This window comes from Streptomyces sp. NPDC086077 (genome assembly GCF_040686175.1).
In the GTDB taxonomy this organism is placed as follows: domain Bacteria; phylum Actinomycetota; class Actinomycetes; order Streptomycetales; family Streptomycetaceae; genus Streptomyces.
Window position 1 is genome coordinate 16,244 of record NZ_JBFBJT010000019.1, and the last position, 18,694, is coordinate 34,937.

Genomic DNA, 18,694 nt, shown 5'->3' on the forward strand with positions numbered 1-18,694 from the left:
ATTCACGATATATCGTGGAAGCCGGAAGTCAAGACACCCTTTCCGGTGACCCGACGCGACCGCGCCCTGGATCACGGGGGCGTCCCGCCCCGATCACACGTGTCCCGCCCGGCGGATCTCGACCGTCCTGCCCGGCGCCGCCCACAGCCACCCCCCGTCCGCCCACAGCCACCCCCCCGCGCGCCGGATACGCGCCCCGCCTCCACTGCGCGAACTACGCGGCCCCGCCTCCACTGCGCGAACTACGAGCCCCCGCCTGCTCCGCCGACTGCGGGCCCGCCCCTACTCCTCGTCCTCGTCGTCCAGGCGCGCCAGCCAGGTGGCCAGGCGCTCCACCGGCACCTCGAAGTCCGGGTTCAGGTCGACGAACGTGCGCAGTTGCTCGGCGAGCCACTCGAAGGTGACCTCCTCCTCGCCGCGCCGTTTCTCCAGTTCTTCGATGCCTCGGTCGGTGAAGTACATGCCTTCAGAATATGCGTCACTTGGCGAGTTAACGGCCTCCCCCGGGAGCGGTACGGAAGGCTGGCCTCGTCACACTCCAAGGGTGCGCCGGCCGTGGTCGGCCGACCGGAACGCAAGCTCGTCGGGGGAACGCCATGAGTCACATCCAGGACATCGAACTGCCCAACGGCTTGGTGGTCACCGCCCGGATCGGGAGCGCGGACGCCTACGGCGACCAGGAGGACGTCGGCTTCACGGAGACCGCGCGGGCCAAGGTCGAACAGCTCCACGAGCTGATCACCGGCGTGGGCGGCACGGTGCTCGACGCCGCCCGCGCCGCCGGACCCACCGAGGCCGCCATCACCTTCGGCGTGGAGCTGACCGCCAAGGAGGGACTGGCCGTCGCCGTCCTCGCCCGGGGAGAGGCCAAGGCCTCGCTCCAGGTCACCCTCACCTGGCAGCTCGACCGCCAGGCCGACCCCGCCTCGGAGCCCACCGGCGCATGACCGAGCCGAACGAACGCCTGCACGCCCTGGCCAAGGCCGCCACCGTGCACCTCCTCCCGGCCGGCGACGACGACAAACCCCTGTGGGGCAGCGGCTTCTTCGTGGCCCCGGGTTGGGTGCTGACCGCGGCCCATGTGGTGCGCCAGCACCTGAGGGCGGACCGGGAACTGACCTTCCGGGTGCGGGGCGAGGGCGTCGACGCCGAGGCACGGCTCGCCGAGTGGCTGCTCACCGACCCCGACCGGCCCGTCGTACCACTGGACGAGGACCTGGCCCTGGTGCGCCTGCTCGGGGAGGCCGACGAGCAGCCCCACGAGTGTGTCTGGCTCGCCGACCGGGCCGTACGGCACTCCGGTCCCGTCAAGGTGTACGGCTACTACCCCGAGCCGCCGCACACCCACGCCCGCGCCGTGGACGCCGACATCAACGGCCACGAGGACGGGTACGGCCTGATCATCAGGCCCGACATCGACTTCCCGGCCGGCGTCTCGGGCGGCCCGCTGCTCGACCCGGCCACCGGGGCCGTCGTGGGCCTGGTCAAGTCGCGGCGCAAACAGCAGGACGGTGGGAAGGCGGTCGCGATCGCGGCGCTGCGCCGGTTCGGCGAGACCTACCGCACCGTCATCGCCGCGCACGACCGGTGGCACGGCACGGAGCCGGTCTCCGAGAGCGGGGACAACTGGATCGACCAGCAGTCCGGTCCCGGCGCCGACGGCGGCGCCGGATGGACGCCGGCGGACCGCCGGGAGGCGCTGAACCTGCTGGCCGCGGTGCCCGCGCCCCCCGACGCGCCCACCGTGGAGGCGCTCGCGATCCGCGCCCGCAGCGGCACCAGGTGGCCGGGCCCGCCGCCCGACCTGCGCACCTGGCGCGACGGCTACGGGCTCCTCTACGAGGGCGCGCACCCGCTCGACCCCCTCGCGTTCCTGCGCTACCTGAGGTTCGTCGACGCCTACGTGCGGTCCCGGGGCGAACCGTGCGCCCCGCTCGACGCCTGGATCGAGCGGAGGCTGCGCCGGGACCCGCGCCGCGAGATGCACGCCTTCGTCCGGGACGTGCGGCTCCCGGACGAGCTGTCCGCCGCCCCGGCGGAGCGGACCGACCGCATCGTGATCCCCTACCCCGGTCCCGGTGAGGGCCCCACGGTCGCCGTCCTCCTCGACCCGGTGATCGGCTCGGAGCCCACCCGCTTCTTCTGGCAGATCTGGCTCGACGAGGGCGACGGCACGGGCGAGCCGGAGCTCTACGAGACCGACGACTCCGTCCACGGCCTGCTGCCCGGGGAACTGGTCCAGGCGCTGCGCAGGCCGCTGGGCGACCTGCTGCGGGCCAAGGACCGGCAGAACCGTCCGGTGCCCCTGGAGGTGGCCCTGCCCACCGAGCACCTCGACACCGCGGTGCACCGCTGGCGGTTCGACGACATCGCACAGCTGGACGACGCCGGGCACCTCGGCGCGCGCCGCCGGGTGGTACTGCGCTCCCTCGCGCGCCGTGGAGATCCGGACAAACTGTGGGCCGACCGCTGGCAGGGCATGACCGCCCAGCAGCGCTTCGCCTGCTGGCGCACCCCGCAGCGCGGGGTCGTGACCACGGGCCGCGGCTACCGGGAGGCGGCCTTCGACCGCATCCCCGTGATGTGCCGCCCGGCCGGCCGCGGACCGGGGCGGACCGCGCTGAAACTCGCCCTGGAGAACGGGCACGGCGTCGCCCTCTGGCACATCGACGGCCATGTCACCCGCACCTGCGCCGAGGACTGCGACACCCTCCACGCCAAGGCGCAGGAACTGCTCGGCGGCCTCGGCTCGCTGGCCGAGCTCCCGGACCGGCTGCGGCATCTGCGGCAGGACATCAGCGAGCGCCGCGCCGACCACACCTGGGCCGAACCGCTCGCACTGCTCTACGACGACCCGGGGCGACCGCTCCCCGCCGAGGAGACCGAAACCCTGGACGCGCCCCTGTGAGCACTCCGCCCGCCCGACGCCACCGGCCGACGGGCCCCGGTGGCGGGCGGCCGAAAAGATCGGTGCCGCAGGTCGGATCTGGGTACATTTCGATGGGCCCGTCGTGGGTGTGCGACGCCCCCGTCAGCCAGGACGTGGACCACCACCGACCGTCGACGAGGAGCGCAGCATGAGCGAGTGGTTCGTCTACCAGGGCAACGGGCGCCCGGATCCGGCCGGGATCGACCGGCTGCCCGACCCGCCGCCGTGGCGGTCCTTCGACGCCCCGGTCGTGGCGTACGACGTCCCGGGCCTCGACTCCGCCACCCACCGCAGGCTCGGCGCCGACACCGCGCCGCTGCCGATCCAGGACCCCGAGACCCTCGAACTGGTCAACGCCGCCCTGTACCTGAGGCGCCCGCTGCTGGTCACCGGCGAACCCGGCGTCGGCAAGTCGACGCTCGCGCACTCCGTCGCCCACGAGCTCGGACTGGGCCGGGTCCTGGAGTGGCCCATCGTGAGCCGCAGCGAGCTGCGGGACGGCCTGTACACGTACGACGCCATCGGCCGGCTCCAGGACGCCCAGCTCAGGCGGGCCGGCGAGGACCTCACGCAGCGTGTCCGCCGCCGGCGTTCCGCCGGACCGGAGTCCGAGGACATCGGCCGGTACATCAAGCTCGGCCCGCTCGGCACCGCGCTGCTCGCCGCCGGGCGGCCCCGCGTGCTGCTCATCGACGAGCTGGACAAGAGCGACATCGACCTGCCCAACGACCTCCTGAACGTGCTGGAGGAGGGCAGGTTCCCGATCCCCGAGCTGGAGCGGATCGCCGACCGGACGCCGGTGGTGCGGGTGCTCACCGACGACGGCCGCAAGGTCGAGGTCACGGAGGGGCAGGTGCGCTGCCGCGCGTTCCCGTTCGTCGTCATGACCAGCAACCGCGAGCGTGAGTTCCCCGCCCCGCTGTTGCGCCGCTGCATCCCGCTGGACCTCAAGGCGCCCCGCGACGAACGTCTCGCCGCGCTGGTCCAGGCCCACTTCGGCCAGGACGCCCACGAGGCCCACCACGACATCGTCGACCACTTCACGGAGGCCGAGGCGGACGGCGCGCTGCGCCCCACCGACCAACTGCTCAACGCCATCTTCCTGGCCCAGCACGCCGCCCGGGACGCGGCACGGCGCGAGGAGATCGCGGAGCTGCTGATGCAGCCCCTGGACCGCGGGCCCAGGTAGCGCGATGTCCCCACGGGCCCCCGGCGTCCCCGCCGGCGTCACGAGCGACGCGCTCGCGGCGCTGGTCGCACGCCTGCGCGACGCGGGCGTCGCCCCCGGCGTGGAGGAGCTCGCGGACGCCCTGTGGCTGGCCCGCCACCTGCCCGCCCCCGACCGGCCGCAGGACCCCGCCGCCACCGGGCCCCGGGCCGCGTCCGCACCGGTGGGCGGCGTCGAGCCGGTGTCCGTGCGGGTGGGCCCGGACGGCCCGGTCACCGCGGACGGCCAGGACCGGCGGCCCGACGGCGCCCGGCTGTTCGCCCCCGCCCCCGGAGGCGACGCCACCGGCATCCGGACGGCGCCCGTCAGCGTGCCGGCGGCCCCGGTCCTGCCCGAACCCCTCGCCCTGCAACGCGGGTTACGCCCCCTCCAGCGCTACCGCGCACCGGTGCGCCCCGTGCCGCGCGTCCTCGACGAGCGCGCCACCGCCGAACGGGCCGCCGAGTCCGGGATCGTGCTGCCCGTGCTGCGCACCGAGCGGCGCCGCGAGGCACGGCTGCTGCTCCTGATGGACGTCTCCACCTCCACGGTGGTCTGGCAGCAGGTGCTCGACGAACTGCGCCAGGTCTGCGAGCGGGCCGGCGCCTTCCGCGAGGTACGGGTGCAGTACCTGCACGAGGCCCCCGGCGGCCTCCCCGGCTACGCCGCCGCACCCGAGCGCGTCCGCCCACTGCACGCTCCCGAGCAGCTCAGCGACCCGACCGGACGGCGCCTGACCCTCGTCCTCAGCGACTGCGCGGGCCCCATGTGGCGCAGCGGCCGGATGCAGCGGCTGCTCCACCGCTGGGCGTCGACCGCGCCCGTCGCCGTGGTCCAGCCGTTGCCCCAACGGATGTGGATGCGGACTCATCTGCCCGCCCGGCGCGGCATGCTGCGCCGTCGCGAAGGCCCCGCCGGAACCCTGGAGTTCCGGCCGGACAAGGGGCGCGTCGAGCGGGGCGCGCTGCCCGTGCCCGTGCTGGCGCTGCGCCGGGGCTCGGTTGAGGGCTGGGCCCGGCTGGTGTCGGGCACCACGGGACAGTCGCTGGCCACGGCGGCCGGCTGGGTGCACGCCGACCACGCCGAGTCCCGTGCGCCGGTGCGGGCCGCCGAGGACGTCAGCGGCGCCGAGCGCGTCCGGGTGTTCTGGCGGGCCGCCTCCCCGGAGGCCCGCCGCCTCGCCGTGTACCTGTCGGCGGTGCCGCTGTACCTGCCGGTCATGCAGCTCGTCCAGCACGCCATGCTCGCCGGCAGCGGCCCCGAGGCACTGTCCGAGGTGCTGCTCGGCGGGCTGCTCAGACGCCGCGAGGACGCGGACGACCCGCGTGCCGTGCGCTACGACCTCCTGCCGGGGGTGGCGAGCGAGCTGCGGTCCCGGCTGACCATGGAAGAGGCCCAGCTCCTGTTCAAGCACTGCTCCGAGTACGTGGACCGGAAGTTCGGGCGCAGCGCCCGCAACTTCCCCGCCCTGGCAGGGGCGTTCCTGCGGGGCGCGGTGGATCCGCAGGTACCCGGGCCGCCCGTCGGTCCGGTCGAGGACGAACCGGCCGGGCTGCGCGCGTTCGCCGAGGTCTCGGCCGACGTGCTGCGGGACCTCGGCGCGCGGATCCCGGCGGTCCCCAAGAGGCCCGAGCTCACCGCCGGAGAGCTCCTCGGCAAGGGCAAGGAGGCGATAGGCCGGTTCGAGGGGGCGGGCCTCACCCGCGCCCTCGACGCCGCCGTACGGTACCTGCACCAGGCCCTGGAGGTCTCGGCACCGGACCCGGAGCGGCTGTCCGCCGCCGAGGAACTGGCCAACGCCCTGCTGGTGCGCTGGCGGGTGCGGCGGGTCGGGGACGATCTACGCGACGCCTGGGAGGTGATCAGGGACCCGAACCGCCTCGGGGCCTCCGGGAGCCTCACCCGCGGACTGGTCTGCTGGGCGCTCGCGGGTGAACTGAGCGGCCGCGACCTCGACTTCGAGGGCGTACCCGCCGCCCTGCGGGACTGGGCGCGCGGGGCGGCGGACGGCCGGTACCGGGCCGAGGAGTTCGCCCGCGCGGTGCTGCTGTACGTGGCCGACCGGGACCTGTCCCTGGCGATGCGGGGCGCCGGCTCCTGCCCCGAGGGCCTCAACGGCCCGCGGACCGCCGCGGCGACGCTTCCGTATGTGCGCCGGGCCGTCGCGGAGGCGGGCGTCGACCACCCCGGGGCGCAGGGACCGTACCGGGCGCGCGACGCCGAGCAGTGGTACCTGACGCACCTTCACCGGGCCGTCGACGCGGCCGACGTACGGCTGGCGTTCCCGAGCCGGGAGCGTGCGCAGATCGTACGGGGGCAGCTGCTGCTGGACCTGGCGCGCCAGTACGCCGGGGAAGGGCGGGTTCGCACTTCCCGGCCGCTGCCGGAGCGAGCCGCCGAACTGGCGTTGCGCGCCATGGACGACTTCCAGGGCGCGGCCCGCACCAAGCGCGTCCTGTCGGACGAGGAGCGCTGCCGGACGTGGCTGGCGGTGGCGTCGGCCACCGAACTCGCCCGGCCCGCGAACGACGAGGGCCGGGAGCGGCAGACGCTGTACGCCCTGGACCAGGCGCTGCGGGCCGCCGGCGAGGACCTGGCGCTGCGGCGCGAGTGCTACGCGCGCTCGGCGCGGCTCTACCGGGCCGCCTACCGGCGGACCCGTGACGCCGCCCGGCTGGACCACGCCGTCGAGGCGTGGGCGCAGGCCGAACGGCTGCTGGGCGCCGACGATCCCGACCGCAGCGACCTGCTCTTCGAGTACGGCACGGCCCTGATGGACAGGGGCGTGGCGAGGAAGTCCGCCGACGACGCCGCCCGGGCCGTCTCCGTACTGCGTACCGCCCTCCAGGACACCCCGCCCGGCCACTCCGGCCTCGCCGGACGCTGGTCCGGCCTGGGGCAGGCCCACTACCGGCGCTACGACATCAAGCGGGTGCTGTCCGACCTCTACGAGGCCGAGTGGACGATCGGCGAGGCCCTGCGCAGCTCCGAGGAGCCCGCGTTCCTCGCGGACCACTGGCGGCTGCGCGCCTCCATGCTGGCGCTGCTGCACCACCGCACGGACACCCTCACGCATCTGCACCGGGCGATCGAGGCCTACGGGCGCGCCGCCGAGCACGCCGAGGAGGCGGGCCTGGACGACGTACTGGCCGAGGCCCGACGGCAGCGCGCCCAGCTCGGTGAGCGACTCGGCCGCAGCCTTCGTACCGCGGGCCCCGAAGCGGCCCCGGAGTGACCGGAAGGGCCCGGCCCCGAGTTCTGGGAACTCGGGGCCGGGCCCTTCCGTGAGCCGATGCGCGTACGCACCGACGCTCAGAGGCTCACGCCTCGAACACCTCGCGCACCAGCTGCTCCTGCTCCGCCTGGTGCCGCTTCGCGGAACCCACCGCGGGGGACGAGCCGTGCGGCCGCGAGATGCGGCGCAGGCGCTCGCCGTGCGGGACGTCCGCGCCGACCGCCAGGTCCAGGTGGTCGATCAGGTTGAGCGCGATGAACGGCCAGGCACCCTGGTTCGCCGGCTCCTCCTGGGCCCACAGGTACTTCTCGGCGTTCGGGTACTTCTTGATCTCCGCCTGGAGCTCCGCGCCCGGCAGCGGGTACAGCCGCTCGATGCGGATGATCGCCGTGTCCGTGACGCCGCGCTTGACCCGCTCGGCCTCCAGGTCGTAGTAGACCTTGCCCGCGCAGAAGACGACCTTCTTCACCGCGGCCGGGTCCACCGACGCGTCGCCGATGACCGGGCGGAAGCCGCCCGTGGTGAACTCCTCCGCCTTCGACGCGGCGGCCTTCAGGCGCAGCATCGACTTCGGCGTGAAGACGACCAGCGGCTTGTGGTGCGGGTTGTGCACCTGCCACCGCAGGAGGTGGAAGTAGTTCGACGGGGACGTGGGCATCGCGACCGTCATGTTGTTCTGGGCGCAGAGCTGGAGGAAGCGCTCCGGGCGGGCGGACGAGTGGTCCGGGCCCTGGCCCTCGTAGCCGTGGGGGAGGAGCAGCGTCACACCGCTCGTCTGGCCCCACTTCTGCTCCGCCGACGAGATGAACTCGTCCACGACCGTCTGCGCACCGTTGACGAAGTCACCGAACTGAGCCTCCCACAGCACGAGTGCGTCGGGGCGGGCCAGCGAGTAGCCGTACTCGAAGCCCATCGCCGCGTACTCGGACAGCAGGGAGTTGTAGACGTTCAGGCGTGCCTGGTCCTCCGACAGGTACTGCAGCGGCGTGTACTCCTCGCCGGTGCTGCGGTCGATGATGACCGCGTGCCGCTGGCCGAAGGTGCCGCGCTGGGAGTCCTGGCCCGCGAGGCGGACCGGGACGCCCTCCAGGAGCAGCGAGCCGAAGGCGAGGGTCTCGCCCATGCCCCAGTCGATCGTGCCGTCCTCGACCATCGACGCCCGGCGCTGCAGCTGCGGCAGCAGACGCGGGTGGACGGTGATGTGGTCGGGGATGTTGACCTGGGACTCGGCGATCCGCTTGACGATCTCCGAGGAGACGGAGGTGTTCACGGCGACCGGGAACTCGGCCTGCGCGTCCGGGGTCTCCACCGTCGCCGGCTGCGAGGTGGCCTCGCGGACCTCGGTGAAGACCTTCTCCAGCTGGCCCTGGTAGTCCTGGAGCGCCTGCTCGGCCTCCTCCAGGGTGATGTCGCCGCGACCGATGAGGGACTCGGTGTACAGCTTGCGCACCGAGCGCTTCTTGTCGATCAGGTCGTACATCAGCGGCTGGGTGAAGGCCGGGTTGTCCGACTCGTTGTGACCGCGGCGGCGGTAGCAGATGAGGTCGATCACCACGTCCTTGTTGAACGCCTGGCGGAACTCGAAGGCCAGCCGCGCGACGCGGACCACGGCCTCCGGGTCGTCGCCGTTCACGTGGAAGATCGGCGCCTCGATCATGCGGGCCACGTCGGTGGCGTACATCGAGGAGCGCGAGGACTCGGGCGCCGCGGTGAAGCCGACCTGGTTGTTGATGACCACGTGGACCGTGCCGCCGGTGCGGTAGCCCCGCAGCTGCGACATGTTCAGGGTCTCGGCCACCACGCCCTGGCCCGCGAAGGCCGCGTCGCCGTGGATCGCCACCGGCAGGACCGTGAAGTCCGTGCCGCCCTTGTTGATGATGTCCTGCTTGGCGCGGGCGATGCCCTCCAGGACCGGGTCGACCGCCTCCAGGTGCGAGGGGTTCGCGGCCAGCGAGACCGTGATCTGCTCGCCGTCCAGGCCCGTGAAGGTGCCCTGGGCGCCCAGGTGGTACTTCACGTCGCCGGAGCCGTGCATCGACTTCGGGTCGAGGTTGCCCTCGAACTCGCGGAAGATCTGCGCGTAGGACTTGCCGACGATGTTGGCCAGCACGTTCAGGCGGCCGCGGTGGGCCATGCCGATGACGACCTCGTCCAGGCGGGACTCGGCCGCGCTGTCGATGACCGCGTCCAGCAGCGGGATGACGGACTCGCCGCCCTCCAGGGAGAAGCGCTTCTGGCCGACGTACTTCGTCTGCAGGAAGGTCTCGAAGGCCTCCGCCGCGTTCAGGCGGCGCAGGATGCGCAGCTGCTCCTCGCGCTCCGGCTTGGTGTGCGGGCGCTCGATGCGGTCCTGGATCCACTTGCGCTGCTTGGGGTCCTGGATGTGCATGAACTCGATGCCGGTGGTGCGGCAGTACGAGTCGCGCAGCACGCCGAGGATGTCGCGCAGCTTCATCAGGGACTTGCCGGAGAAGCCGCCGACCGCGAACTCGCGCTCCAGGTCCCACAGGGTGAGGCCGTGCTCGGTGACGTCCAGGTCGGGGTGCTTGCGCTGGCGGTACTCCAGCGGGTCGGTGTCGGCCATCACGTGGCCGCGGACCCGGTAGGAGTGGATCAGCTCGAAGACGCGGGCGGCCTTGGTGACGTCGTCGTCGTGGCTGGCGTCGATGTCCTTGAGCCAGCGGACCGGCTCGTAGGGGATGCGCAGCGCCTCGAAGATGTCGTCGTAGAAGCCGTTCTCGCCGAGCAGCAGGTTCGCGACCTGGCGGAGGAACTCGCCGGAGGCGGCGCCCTGGATCACCCGGTGGTCGTAGGTCGACGTGAGCGTCATGACCTTCGAGATGCCGAGCTTGTTCAGGGTGTCCTGGGAGGTGCCCTGGAACTCCGCCGGGTAGTCCATGGCGCCGACGCCCATGATCACCGACTGGCCGGGCATCAGGCGCGGGACGGAGTGGACGGTGCCGAGGCCACCGGGGTTGGTCAGGGAGACCGTCACGCCGGTGAAGTCGTCCATCGTGAGCTTGCCGTCGCGGGCGCGGCGGACGATGTCCTCGTAGGCCTGCCAGAACTCGAAGAAGTTCAGCGTCTCGGCCTTCTTGATCGCCGCGACGACCAGCTGGCGGTCGCCGTTCGGCTTGACCAGGTCGATGGCGAGACCGAGGTTGACGTGCGGCGGCTTGACGAGGATCGGCTTGCCGTCCTTCTCGCCGAACGACCAGTTCATCGCCGGCATGGCCTTGATGGCCTGCACCATCGCGTAGCCGATCAGGTGCGTGAAGGAGATCTTCCCGCCCCGGGCGCGCTTCAGGTGGTTGTTGATGACGATGCGGTTGTCGAAGAGCAGCTTCACAGGGACCGCGCGGACCGAGGTGGCCGTCGGCAGCTCCAGCGAGGCGTTCATGTTCTTCGCGACGGCGGCGGCCGGCCCGCGCAGCGTGACCAGCTCGGGGCCTTCCGGGGCCCCGGCGGCAGGCTCGGCGGTCCTGGCCTTCGGCTGCGGCGGCTTGGCGGCGGCCGGGGCGGGAGCCGGGGCCGGGGCCTTCGGCTGCGCGGGGGCCTGAGCCGGCGCGGCAGCGGCGGGCTCAGGGGCGGCGGGAGCCGCGGGTGCGGCCGGGGCCGCCGGAGCGGGCTGGGCGGGCGCCTGAACCGTGCTGGTGGTCTCCGCGGCCCCCGCGGCCGCGGGGGCCGCCGGCGCCGGGGTGGCAGTCCCCCCCGGCTTGTAGTCGGCGAAGAAGTCCCACCAGGCGCGGTCTACCGAATTCGGGTCCTGGAGGTACTGCTGATAGATCTCGTCGACGAGCCACTCGTTCGGACCGAACGCGGCAGCGGGATTCTTGCCCGCTTGGTCTGCGTCGGTCGAGATGCTCGATGCGTTACTGGGGGACTGTGGCGACACGGCGGCAACCGCCCTCTTCCGCTTCACAAGGTGATGGACAGCGGGAATCAAGGCTACGCCTCCCTGACCGTGAAGGTCAGGCCAGGTCCGTTCAACGTCGCGCACATCACATCGAAGGGCGTGTTTCGGGGATTGAAATGGCGGGAAACAAGCGTGGTTCCGTTGCGAAAGGGGTGCGACGACCCGGGCCCGGCGCGTACGCGGCGCGGGCCTCTGCCTGATCACACGTGTCCTGCTGTGCGGACGCCCGCGGATCTTGTGGCTCCGCTTCGAACTTTACGTCAACTTGGCACAGAAGGCAGGCCCGGAAGGGTGATAAGAATCCGGCAACCCCGCTCGGATTCGGCCACTCCGATCCTGCCGCCGTGCAGATCCACCGCCCAGCGGGCGATCGCCAGGCCGAGGCCGGTGCCGCCGTCGCTGCCGGGGCCGTGCGGCCGGCTGACCGACCCCCGGTTGAAGCGCTCGAAGACCCGGTGCCACTCCGAGCGCGGAATGCCCGGACCTTCGTCCAGGACCTCCAGCTCCAGCGACTCCGGCAGCGACCCGCGCCGCGCCTTCACCGTCACCCGGCCGTGCGGGGGGCTGTGCTTGACCGCGTTGTCGATCAGGTTGACGACGACCTGGTGGATCCGCTCCGGGTCGGCGTGCGCGGTCAGCTCCGGCGGGGACACGTCGAGGTGCAGATGGACGTCCGTACGGGTGTGGCTGCCCGAGCCGGAGGCCATGCCCGCGCGCGCGGAGGCGACCATGTTGGCCTCCTTCAGCACCCCGGACAGATACGGCCACACCTCGAAGCGCCGCTGCTTCAGCGGTACGACGCCGTTGTCCAGGCGGGACAGGTCGAGCAGCGTCTCGACGAGACGCCCCAGCCGCTCGGTCTGCTTCAGGGCCGTGCGCATGGTCTCGGGGTCGGCCCGCGTGACGCCGTCCACGATGTTCTCCAGCACGGCGCGCAGCCCCGCGATCGGGGTCCGCAGCTCGTGCGAGACGTTGGCCACCAGCTCCTTGCGCTGGCGGTCCTCGGCCTCCAGGTCGTCGGCCATGCGGTTGATGGTGACGGCCAGGTCGCCCAGCTCGTCCCAGCGGTTCTCGCGCACCCGGCGTGTGTAGTCGCCGTGCGAGATCGAGCGGGCCACGGCGTTCATCTCGTCCAGCGGCGAGGTGAGCGAGTGCGCCACGAACTGCGTTATCAGCAGTGTGGCGATCATGGAGAACACCGTGATGAAGCGGAGCTCCGTCTCGGTGCGCAGGGCGATCATCATCAGGCCGGTGGTGATCAGCACCGAGATGACGACCAGCGCGCCCAGCTTTGTCTTGATCGAGAACGGGCGTACGCCGCCCCAGGGCTCCCCGGGGCTCCTCCGTGCGGCCGACCGCCCTTCGCTCATGGCGTCGGTGTCTCCAGCGCGTAGCCCACGCCGTGCACCGTGCGGATCCGCTCGGCGCCGATCTTCCGGCGCAGCGCCTTGATGTGGCTGTCGACGGTCCGGGTGCCGGAGGCGTCCGCCCAGTCCCACACCTCGGCCAGCAGCTGCTCCCGGGAGAGCACCGCGCGCGGGGTGTTCGCCAGGCAGACGAGCAGGTCGAACTCGGTGGGCGTGAGGTGGACGTCCTCGCTGCGCACCCGCACCCGGCGCTGCGCGTGGTCGATCTCCAGCTCGCCGAGGCGCAGGATGCCGGTGCGCGGCGTGGCGGCCGCGACCGCGGCCCGCTCCACCCGGCGCAGCAGCACGTGCACGCGCGCGGCCAGCTCACGCATGGAGAAAGGCTTCGTCATGTAGTCGTCGGCGCCGACGCCGAGGCCCACCAGCATGTCGGTCTCGTCGTCGCGCGCGGTGAGCATCAGCACCGGCACCGGCCGCTGGGCCTGCACACGACGGCAGACCTCCAGGCCGTCGAAGCCCGGCAGCATGATGTCGAGGATCAGCAGATCGGGCTGCCAGGCCTCGGCCGTGTCGACGGCGGCCGGACCGTCGCCGGCCGTCTGCACTAGAAATCCCTCGGCACGCAGGCGGGCCGCGATGGCGTCGACGATCGTCGGGTCGTCCTCGACCACCAGAACCCTGCGCTGTGCGCCCGGGGTGGCCGCCGCCGTGCCGTTCTGGGAGGTGTGTGTCTGCTCCATCGCCCGCCCCTGAAGTGTGCTTTCCGGAATCCGTGGGGTGATCCCATGACTGCGATTGACGCTTGAATGGTCGGCGTCAGGCAAGCAGGGTACGGGGAGTCAGCGCAGCTCGGCTATTCAGGTCGGACGCCGAGGTGCACGACGTCGGGAACGCCCCGGGCAACCGGGATCTCTTCGGTACGCACATGCCGGAAACCGGCATTCCGCAAGGTTCCTTCAAATTCCGGGGAGGGTTTCGCCGACCACACGGCGAGTACCCCGTCTGGTCTCAACACCCGTGCGCAGCCTGCGAGTCCGGCGTTCGAGTACAGCCCTGAGTTGGTTTCCGTGACGGTCCAGTCGGGCCCGTTGTCGATGTCCAGGCACAGCGCGTCGAACGTGTCGGAAGTCTCATTGACGTAGGCGATCAGATCCGCTTCGACGATCCGTGTGCGGGGGTCGGCAAGCGTTTTGCCCGAAACCGTGGAAAGCGGGCCCGCGCGGTGCCAGTCGATGACCGCGCGTTCCCGCTCGACCACCGTGATCCGGCCCCAGCGTGGGTTGCCTCCGGCATGTGCGAGCGAGAATCCGACGCCGAGGCCGCCGATCAGTACCTCCGGGTCGGGGCGGTCGTCGAGGGCGTCGAGTGCCGCGTCGACCAGCAGCCGTTCCGAACGTCCGTCGGAGGTGTCCATCAGGAAGCAGCCGTTGGCGATGATCTGCAGCAGCGCCCCGTGCCGCCGCAGCACGACCTCGCCGTACGGGCCCTCACGACGGTCCAGGACTTCGGGGGTGTCGTAGGTGGTGGGCATCGGCCCATCCTGGCACTTCTCTGACGGAACGTTGACGGAATTGAAGAGACCCCGTGTGCAGGAGAGACCTCTCGGGAGGGAGGGGATCCCTCTGCACCCAGGAACCTCCTTGATCGCTCACAGCGAACGCCGCCAGGGGAACAATGTGCCGCGTCCGAGCATTGAGTCGGCATAGCTCAACTTGACTGCCGAAGGGGAGATCATGGCTTCGACGTCCACACCGCTCACTCTGCCCGTGCTGCCGCTCGACGGCGAGGTCGTCCTGCCCGGCATGGTGGTCCCGCTGGACCTGAGCGACGCAGATGTCCGGGCGGCGGTGGAGGCCGCGCAGGCGGCTGCCCGTGCCGCGTCCGGAAAGCCGAAGGTCCTGCTGGTGCCGCGCAACGACGGCGCCTACGCGAGCACGGGTGTGCTCGGCACGGTCGAGCAGGTCGGGCGGCTCGCCGACGGTGACCCGGGCGCTCTGATCAGGGGCCGGAGCCGGGTGCGGATCGGCGCCGGTACCACCGGGCCGGGAGCGGCGCTGTGGGTCGAGGGGACCAGCCTCGACGAGAACGTGCCGGACCCCTTGCCCGGGCACGTGACAGAACTGGTCAAGGAGTACAAGGCGCTGGCCTCCGCATGGCTGAAGAAGCGCGGTGCCTGGCAGGTCGTCGACCGCGTGCAGGCCATCGACGACGTGTCCGCCCTCGCCGACAACTCGGGGTACTCGCCCTTCCTGACCCTCGACCAGAAGATCCAGCTGCTGGAGACCGCCGACCCCGTCGCGCGCCTCAAGCTCGCCACCCAGCAGCTGCGCGACCACATCGCGGAGCAGGACGTCGCCGAGACGATCGCCAAGGACGTCCAGGAGGGCGTCGACAAGCAGCAGCGGGAGTTCCTGCTGCGGCGTCAGCTGGAAGCCGTCCGCAAGGAGCTGCGCGAGCTGAACGGCGAGCAGGAGGGCGAGGAGTCCGACGACTACCGGGCCCGTGTCGAGGCCGCCGACCTGCCCGAGAAGGTCCGTGAGGCCGCGCTCAAGGAGGTCGACAAGCTGGAGCGGTCCTCCGACCAGTCCCCCGAGGGCTCATGGATCCGCACCTGGCTCGACACCGTGCTCGAACTGCCGTGGAACGAGCGGACCGAGGACGCGTACGACATCCAGGGCGCGAAGGCCGTGCTGGACGCCGAGCACGCGGGCCTGGAGGACGTGAAGGAGCGGATCACCGAGTACCTGGCGGTGCGCAAGCGGCGTGCCGAGCGCGGGCTCGGGGTCGTCGGCGGGCGGCGCGGCGGCGCCGTGCTGGCCCTGGTCGGCCCGCCGGGCGTCGGCAAGACGAGCCTCGGCGAGTCCGTGGCCCACGCCATGGGGCGGAAGTTCGTCCGTGTCGCCCTCGGCGGCGTGCGCGACGAGGCCGAGATCCGCGGGCACCGGCGTACGTACGTCGGCGCGCTGCCCGGCCGGGTCGTCCGCGCCATCAAGGAGGCCGGGTCGATGAACCCGGTCGTGCTGCTCGACGAGATCGACAAGGTGGGGTCCGACTTCCGGGGCGACCCCGCCGCGGCCCTGCTGGAGGTCCTGGACCCCGCGCAGAACCACACCTTCCGCGACCACTACCTCGAAGTCGAACTCGACCTTTCCGACGTCGTCTTCCTGGCCACCGCGAACGTGCTGGAGGCCATCCCGGAGGCCCTGCTCGACCGGATGGAGCTGGTCCGCCTCGACGGGTACACCGAGGACGAGAAGGTCGTCATCGCCCGCGACCACCTGGTGCCGCGACAGCTGGAGCGCGCCGGGCTGGAGAAGGACGAGGTGACCCTCGACGAGAGCGCGCTGCGCAAGCTGGCGGGCGAGTACACCCGCGAGGCGGGCGTGCGCAACCTGGAGCGGTCCGTCGCGAGGCTGCTGCGCAAGGTGGCGGCCCAGCACGAACTGGGCGAGCGGAAGCTGCCGTTCACCGTCACCGACGAGCACCTGCGCGACCTGATCGGCCGGCCGCACCACGTCCCCGAGTCCGCCCAGGACCCGGCGGAGCGGCGCACGGCGGTGCCGGGTGTCGCGACCGGCCTCGCGGTCACGGGCGCCGGTGGTGACGTGCTGTTCGTCGAGGCGTCGCTGGCCGACCCCGAGACGGGCGCGGCGGGCCTGACGCTGACCGGTCAGCTGGGTGACGTGATGAAGGAGAGCGCGCAGATCGCCCTGTCCTTCCTGCGCAGCCACGGCGCCGAGCTGGAGCTGCCGGTCGCCGACCTCAAGGACCGGGGCGTGCACATCCACTTCCCGGCGGGCGCGGTGCCGAAGGACGGCCCGAGCGCGGGCATCACCATGACGACCGCGCTGGCCTCACTGCTCTCCGGCCGCCTGGTCCGCACGGACGTGGCGATGACCGGCGAGGTCTCGCTGACCGGCCGGGTGCTGCCCATCGGCGGGGTGAAGCAGAAGCTGCTCGCCGCGCACCGGGCGGGGGTCACCACCGTGATCATCCCCAAGCGCAACGAGCCCGACCTGGACGACGTGCCGGCGGAGGTGCTGGACAAGCTCGACGTCCACGCCGTCACCGACGTCCGCCAGGTCCTGGAGCTGGCGCTGTCGCCGGCCACGAACGGCGCGGTGCCGGAGGTTCCGGTCGCGGCGTGACGGGCGCGACCGGAAAGGCGAGGCCCGGGTCTCCTGAGGGAGGCCCGGGCCTTCGCCGTGCGGCGGCCGTGGTCCTCCGCGCCCGAGCCGGTCCAGGTCCACTCCGGGTGACCGTCGGGGGGCCCGGCGGCTGCCGTCGGCCCGCGCCTGCGAAATACTGGCAGTGCTGCGGTGACGACCGCCGTCGGCGGCAGGTTTCACGACCAGGAAAACGGATCAGGGTGCTGACGTGCACGAGGGTGGAAACGACGGCAGACATCACGGCGAGGCGGATGCGTCGCGAAGTGGTGTGGACCAGGAGTTCCTGGAGCTGGAGCGCGAACTGACGGTGTTCCTGCGGCGGGCCCGCGCCAACCAGGGCGAGATGGCCCGCGAGGTCCACCCCGACCTGGAGTCGGCGGCGTACGGACTGCTCGTGCGCCTGGACGAGTGCGGTCGGCAGCGGGCCACCGACCTCGCCGCCTACATCGGGGTGGGCAAGGCCACCATGTCGCGTCAGCTGCGCGCTCTGGAGGACCTGGGGCTGGTGGCCCGTGAACCGGATCCGGCGGACGGCCGGGCCTGGCTCGTGCACCTCACCGAGGAGGGGCGCACCCGGGTGCAGCGGGTCCGTGTGGCCCGCCGCGCCCGTTACGTCAGCAAGCTCGACCACTGGGACCGCCGCGAGGTGGCCGAACTGGCGCGGCTGCTGCACCAGTTGAACTCCGGGATGGAGAAGTAGCGCGGGCGCTCACAGCTCCGCGTAGACGACCGTCGCGTCGTCGTGGGTCTTGCTGCGGCCCAGATACGTCCGCTCCTCGCGGTCGGCGGACTCCAGCGTCCGTACCCGGTCGACCAGGGCCTCGGCGCCCTGCTTGCGGACGACGGCGAACAGGTCCGCCCAGTCGCCCTCCCGGAAGGTCTCCGTCCACCGGCTCGCGCCGTCCGTCAGCGCGGCCAGCGCCCGCACCCGGGCGCGCGGCAGCACCCCGGTCACCGCCCGCGCGGCCACCGACGGATCCGCGGCGGCGGTGAAGAAGCCGCCCTCCTTGTTGCGGACCGTCGCGTCGACCAGGGCGTCGGTGGCCAGGGTCGCCCGGGGAAGCCTGGCCAGACGGTCGTCGAGGCACGGGGTGACCAGACCGTCGGGGGACTCCACCAGGAGGGCCGAGTCGGAGAGGACCAGGTACTCGACGGTCTCCTGCGACCAGCGGGCGAGGACCACGGTTGCCTGTGGGGTTCGCGGGTGAGAAAGGTCACAGGTTTCCCGGTGTGCCTCGGCGGTGCGCGCAATGGCACGGGCAAGGGCGTCGGACAGGGGAACATCCGGGAGCGAAACGGTCAGTTCGGTCAGGGCCCCGCCCAGACGCGCGGTGTACCAGGGAACGGAATGCAGACAGCCGGTGCCGTCCCTCGGTGGGGTCACTCCGTCCAGCACCACGAGGGAACCGCCCTGTCCGCAGACGGGTAGTCCGACGCTGGCGAAGTCCTCGTTGGGGCGGGCCGGGTCGCCCGGCAGGGAGAGAAGTTCCGTGCGCATCCAGCCAGTCTGCACGAGCCCTTCACAGCGTCCGCGAAAGGGTGGCAAGGATCGCCGAATCACCGTAGTGCCGCAGGTCAGCCGCCGGATTTGGGTTGGAATGGCGGAGTCCGGGAACACGTGGCGGCGAATACTGCCAAAGCCCGCCGTCGACGTCCAACCGGCCCGCCGGGTGGCGCCGACGCAAGCGCCGGAGGAACTTGCCCGCCAACTCCCCTCCGAGGTTCACTCCTTCGGGTGGCCGGTCAGGTGATGTCCGATGACCGACCACCGGCACTGGGAGGGTCGGGGACCGTACGTACCGGGTGGTGTGCACACCAGTTGACGGGGCGTCACCCGGGCCCATGGGTACACGAGTCAGGAATGCGAGCAC

Annotated in this window: 12 protein-coding genes; 6 read left to right on the top strand and 6 right to left on the bottom strand. The window is 72.1% G+C overall.

What is annotated here, in order from left to right; genetic code table 11:
• Positions 1 to 282: 282 nt before the first annotated feature.
• Positions 283 to 462, bottom strand: a complete 180-nt coding sequence (locus AB0O67_RS08445) for a DUF6104 family protein (RefSeq protein WP_023586593.1) — start codon at positions 460 to 462, stop codon at positions 283 to 285.
• A 134-nt stretch (positions 463 to 596) separates the two neighbouring features.
• Here AB0O67_RS08445 and AB0O67_RS08450 point away from each other — a divergent pair, with 134 nt between their 5' ends.
• The 4 genes from AB0O67_RS08450 (at position 597) to AB0O67_RS08465 (ending at position 7,371) form a co-directional block, all read left to right on the top strand.
• Positions 597 to 947, top strand: a complete 351-nt coding sequence (locus AB0O67_RS08450) for a CU044_2847 family protein (RefSeq protein WP_365447541.1) — start codon at positions 597 to 599, stop codon at positions 945 to 947.
• Complete coding sequence (locus AB0O67_RS08455) at positions 944 to 2,908, top strand: trypsin-like peptidase domain-containing protein (protein ID WP_365447543.1); 1,965 nt, start codon at positions 944 to 946, stop codon at positions 2,906 to 2,908. The genes AB0O67_RS08450 and AB0O67_RS08455 overlap by 4 nt, the downstream gene beginning before the upstream one ends.
• 169 nt (positions 2,909 to 3,077) lie before the next feature.
• Positions 3,078 to 4,118 (top strand): MoxR family ATPase, encoded by a 1,041-nt coding sequence (locus AB0O67_RS08460; protein ID WP_365447545.1) that lies wholly within the window; start codon positions 3,078 to 3,080, stop codon positions 4,116 to 4,118.
• Positions 4,119 to 4,122: 4 nt separating this feature from the next.
• Complete coding sequence (locus AB0O67_RS08465) at positions 4,123 to 7,371, top strand: tetratricopeptide repeat protein (protein ID WP_365447547.1); 3,249 nt, start codon at positions 4,123 to 4,125, stop codon at positions 7,369 to 7,371.
• An 85-nt stretch (positions 7,372 to 7,456) separates the two neighbouring features.
• Here the strand turns inward: AB0O67_RS08465 and AB0O67_RS08470 are convergent, their stop codons facing one another.
• The 4 genes from AB0O67_RS08470 to AB0O67_RS08485 form a co-directional block, all read right to left on the bottom strand.
• Positions 7,457 to 11,266, bottom strand: coding sequence for a multifunctional oxoglutarate decarboxylase/oxoglutarate dehydrogenase thiamine pyrophosphate-binding subunit/dihydrolipoyllysine-residue succinyltransferase subunit (locus AB0O67_RS08470; RefSeq protein ID WP_365447549.1), 3,810 nt, complete (start codon positions 11,264 to 11,266; stop codon positions 7,457 to 7,459).
• A gap of 281 nt (positions 11,267 to 11,547) precedes the next feature.
• A complete protein-coding gene (locus AB0O67_RS08475) occupies positions 11,548 to 12,657 on the bottom strand; it encodes an ATP-binding protein (RefSeq protein WP_365447551.1) in 1,110 nt (369 codons plus the stop codon).
• Complete coding sequence (locus AB0O67_RS08480; RefSeq protein WP_365447553.1) at positions 12,654 to 13,394, bottom strand: response regulator transcription factor; 741 nt, start codon at positions 13,392 to 13,394, stop codon at positions 12,654 to 12,656. The genes AB0O67_RS08475 and AB0O67_RS08480 overlap by 4 nt, the downstream gene beginning before the upstream one ends.
• 113 nt (positions 13,395 to 13,507) lie before the next feature.
• Positions 13,508 to 14,185 carry a spermidine synthase gene (locus tag AB0O67_RS08485; protein WP_365447555.1) on the bottom strand — a complete coding sequence of 226 codons (678 nt, stop codon included), beginning with the start codon at positions 14,183 to 14,185 and terminating at the stop codon, positions 13,508 to 13,510.
• A gap of 202 nt (positions 14,186 to 14,387) precedes the next feature.
• On the opposite strand from AB0O67_RS08485, the gene lon reads away from it, so the two are divergent.
• A complete protein-coding gene (gene lon / locus AB0O67_RS08490; protein ID WP_365447557.1) occupies positions 14,388 to 16,802 on the top strand; it encodes an endopeptidase La in 2,415 nt (804 codons plus the stop codon).
• Positions 16,803 to 17,031: 229 nt separating this feature from the next.
• Positions 17,032 to 17,523, top strand: coding sequence for a MarR family transcriptional regulator (locus tag AB0O67_RS08495; RefSeq protein ID WP_365447559.1), 492 nt, complete (start codon positions 17,032 to 17,034; stop codon positions 17,521 to 17,523).
• A gap of 9 nt (positions 17,524 to 17,532) precedes the next feature.
• Here the strand turns inward: AB0O67_RS08495 and AB0O67_RS08500 are convergent, their stop codons facing one another.
• The gene (locus AB0O67_RS08500; RefSeq protein ID WP_365447561.1) at positions 17,533 to 18,321 is read right to left on the bottom strand and encodes a hypothetical protein; all 789 of its coding nucleotides are present in this window, start codon (positions 18,319 to 18,321) and stop codon (positions 17,533 to 17,535) included.
• Between the last annotated feature and the right edge of the window lie 373 nt (positions 18,322 to 18,694).

Bases quoted from the DNA above. Each gene is read 5' to 3' on its own strand.
- AB0O67_RS08445 (WP_023586593.1), bottom strand. From the start codon at position 462: ATGTACTTCACCGACCGAGGCATCGAAGAACTGGAGAAACGGCGCGGC.
- AB0O67_RS08450 (WP_365447541.1), top strand. From the start codon at position 597: ATGAGTCACATCCAGGACATCGAACTGCCCAACGGCTTGGTGGTCACC.
- AB0O67_RS08455 (WP_365447543.1), top strand. From the start codon at position 944: ATGACCGAGCCGAACGAACGCCTGCACGCCCTGGCCAAGGCCGCCACC.
- AB0O67_RS08460 (WP_365447545.1), top strand. From the start codon at position 3,078: ATGAGCGAGTGGTTCGTCTACCAGGGCAACGGGCGCCCGGATCCGGCC.
- AB0O67_RS08465 (WP_365447547.1), top strand. From the start codon at position 4,123: ATGTCCCCACGGGCCCCCGGCGTCCCCGCCGGCGTCACGAGCGACGCG.
- AB0O67_RS08475 (WP_365447551.1), bottom strand. From the start codon at position 12,657: ATGAGCGAAGGGCGGTCGGCCGCACGGAGGAGCCCCGGGGAGCCCTGG.
- AB0O67_RS08480 (WP_365447553.1), bottom strand. From the start codon at position 13,394: ATGGAGCAGACACACACCTCCCAGAACGGCACGGCGGCGGCCACCCCG.
- AB0O67_RS08485 (WP_365447555.1), bottom strand. From the start codon at position 14,185: ATGCCCACCACCTACGACACCCCCGAAGTCCTGGACCGTCGTGAGGGC.
- lon (WP_365447557.1), top strand. From the start codon at position 14,388: ATGGCTTCGACGTCCACACCGCTCACTCTGCCCGTGCTGCCGCTCGAC.
- AB0O67_RS08500 (WP_365447561.1), bottom strand. From the start codon at position 18,321: ATGCGCACGGAACTTCTCTCCCTGCCGGGCGACCCGGCCCGCCCCAAC.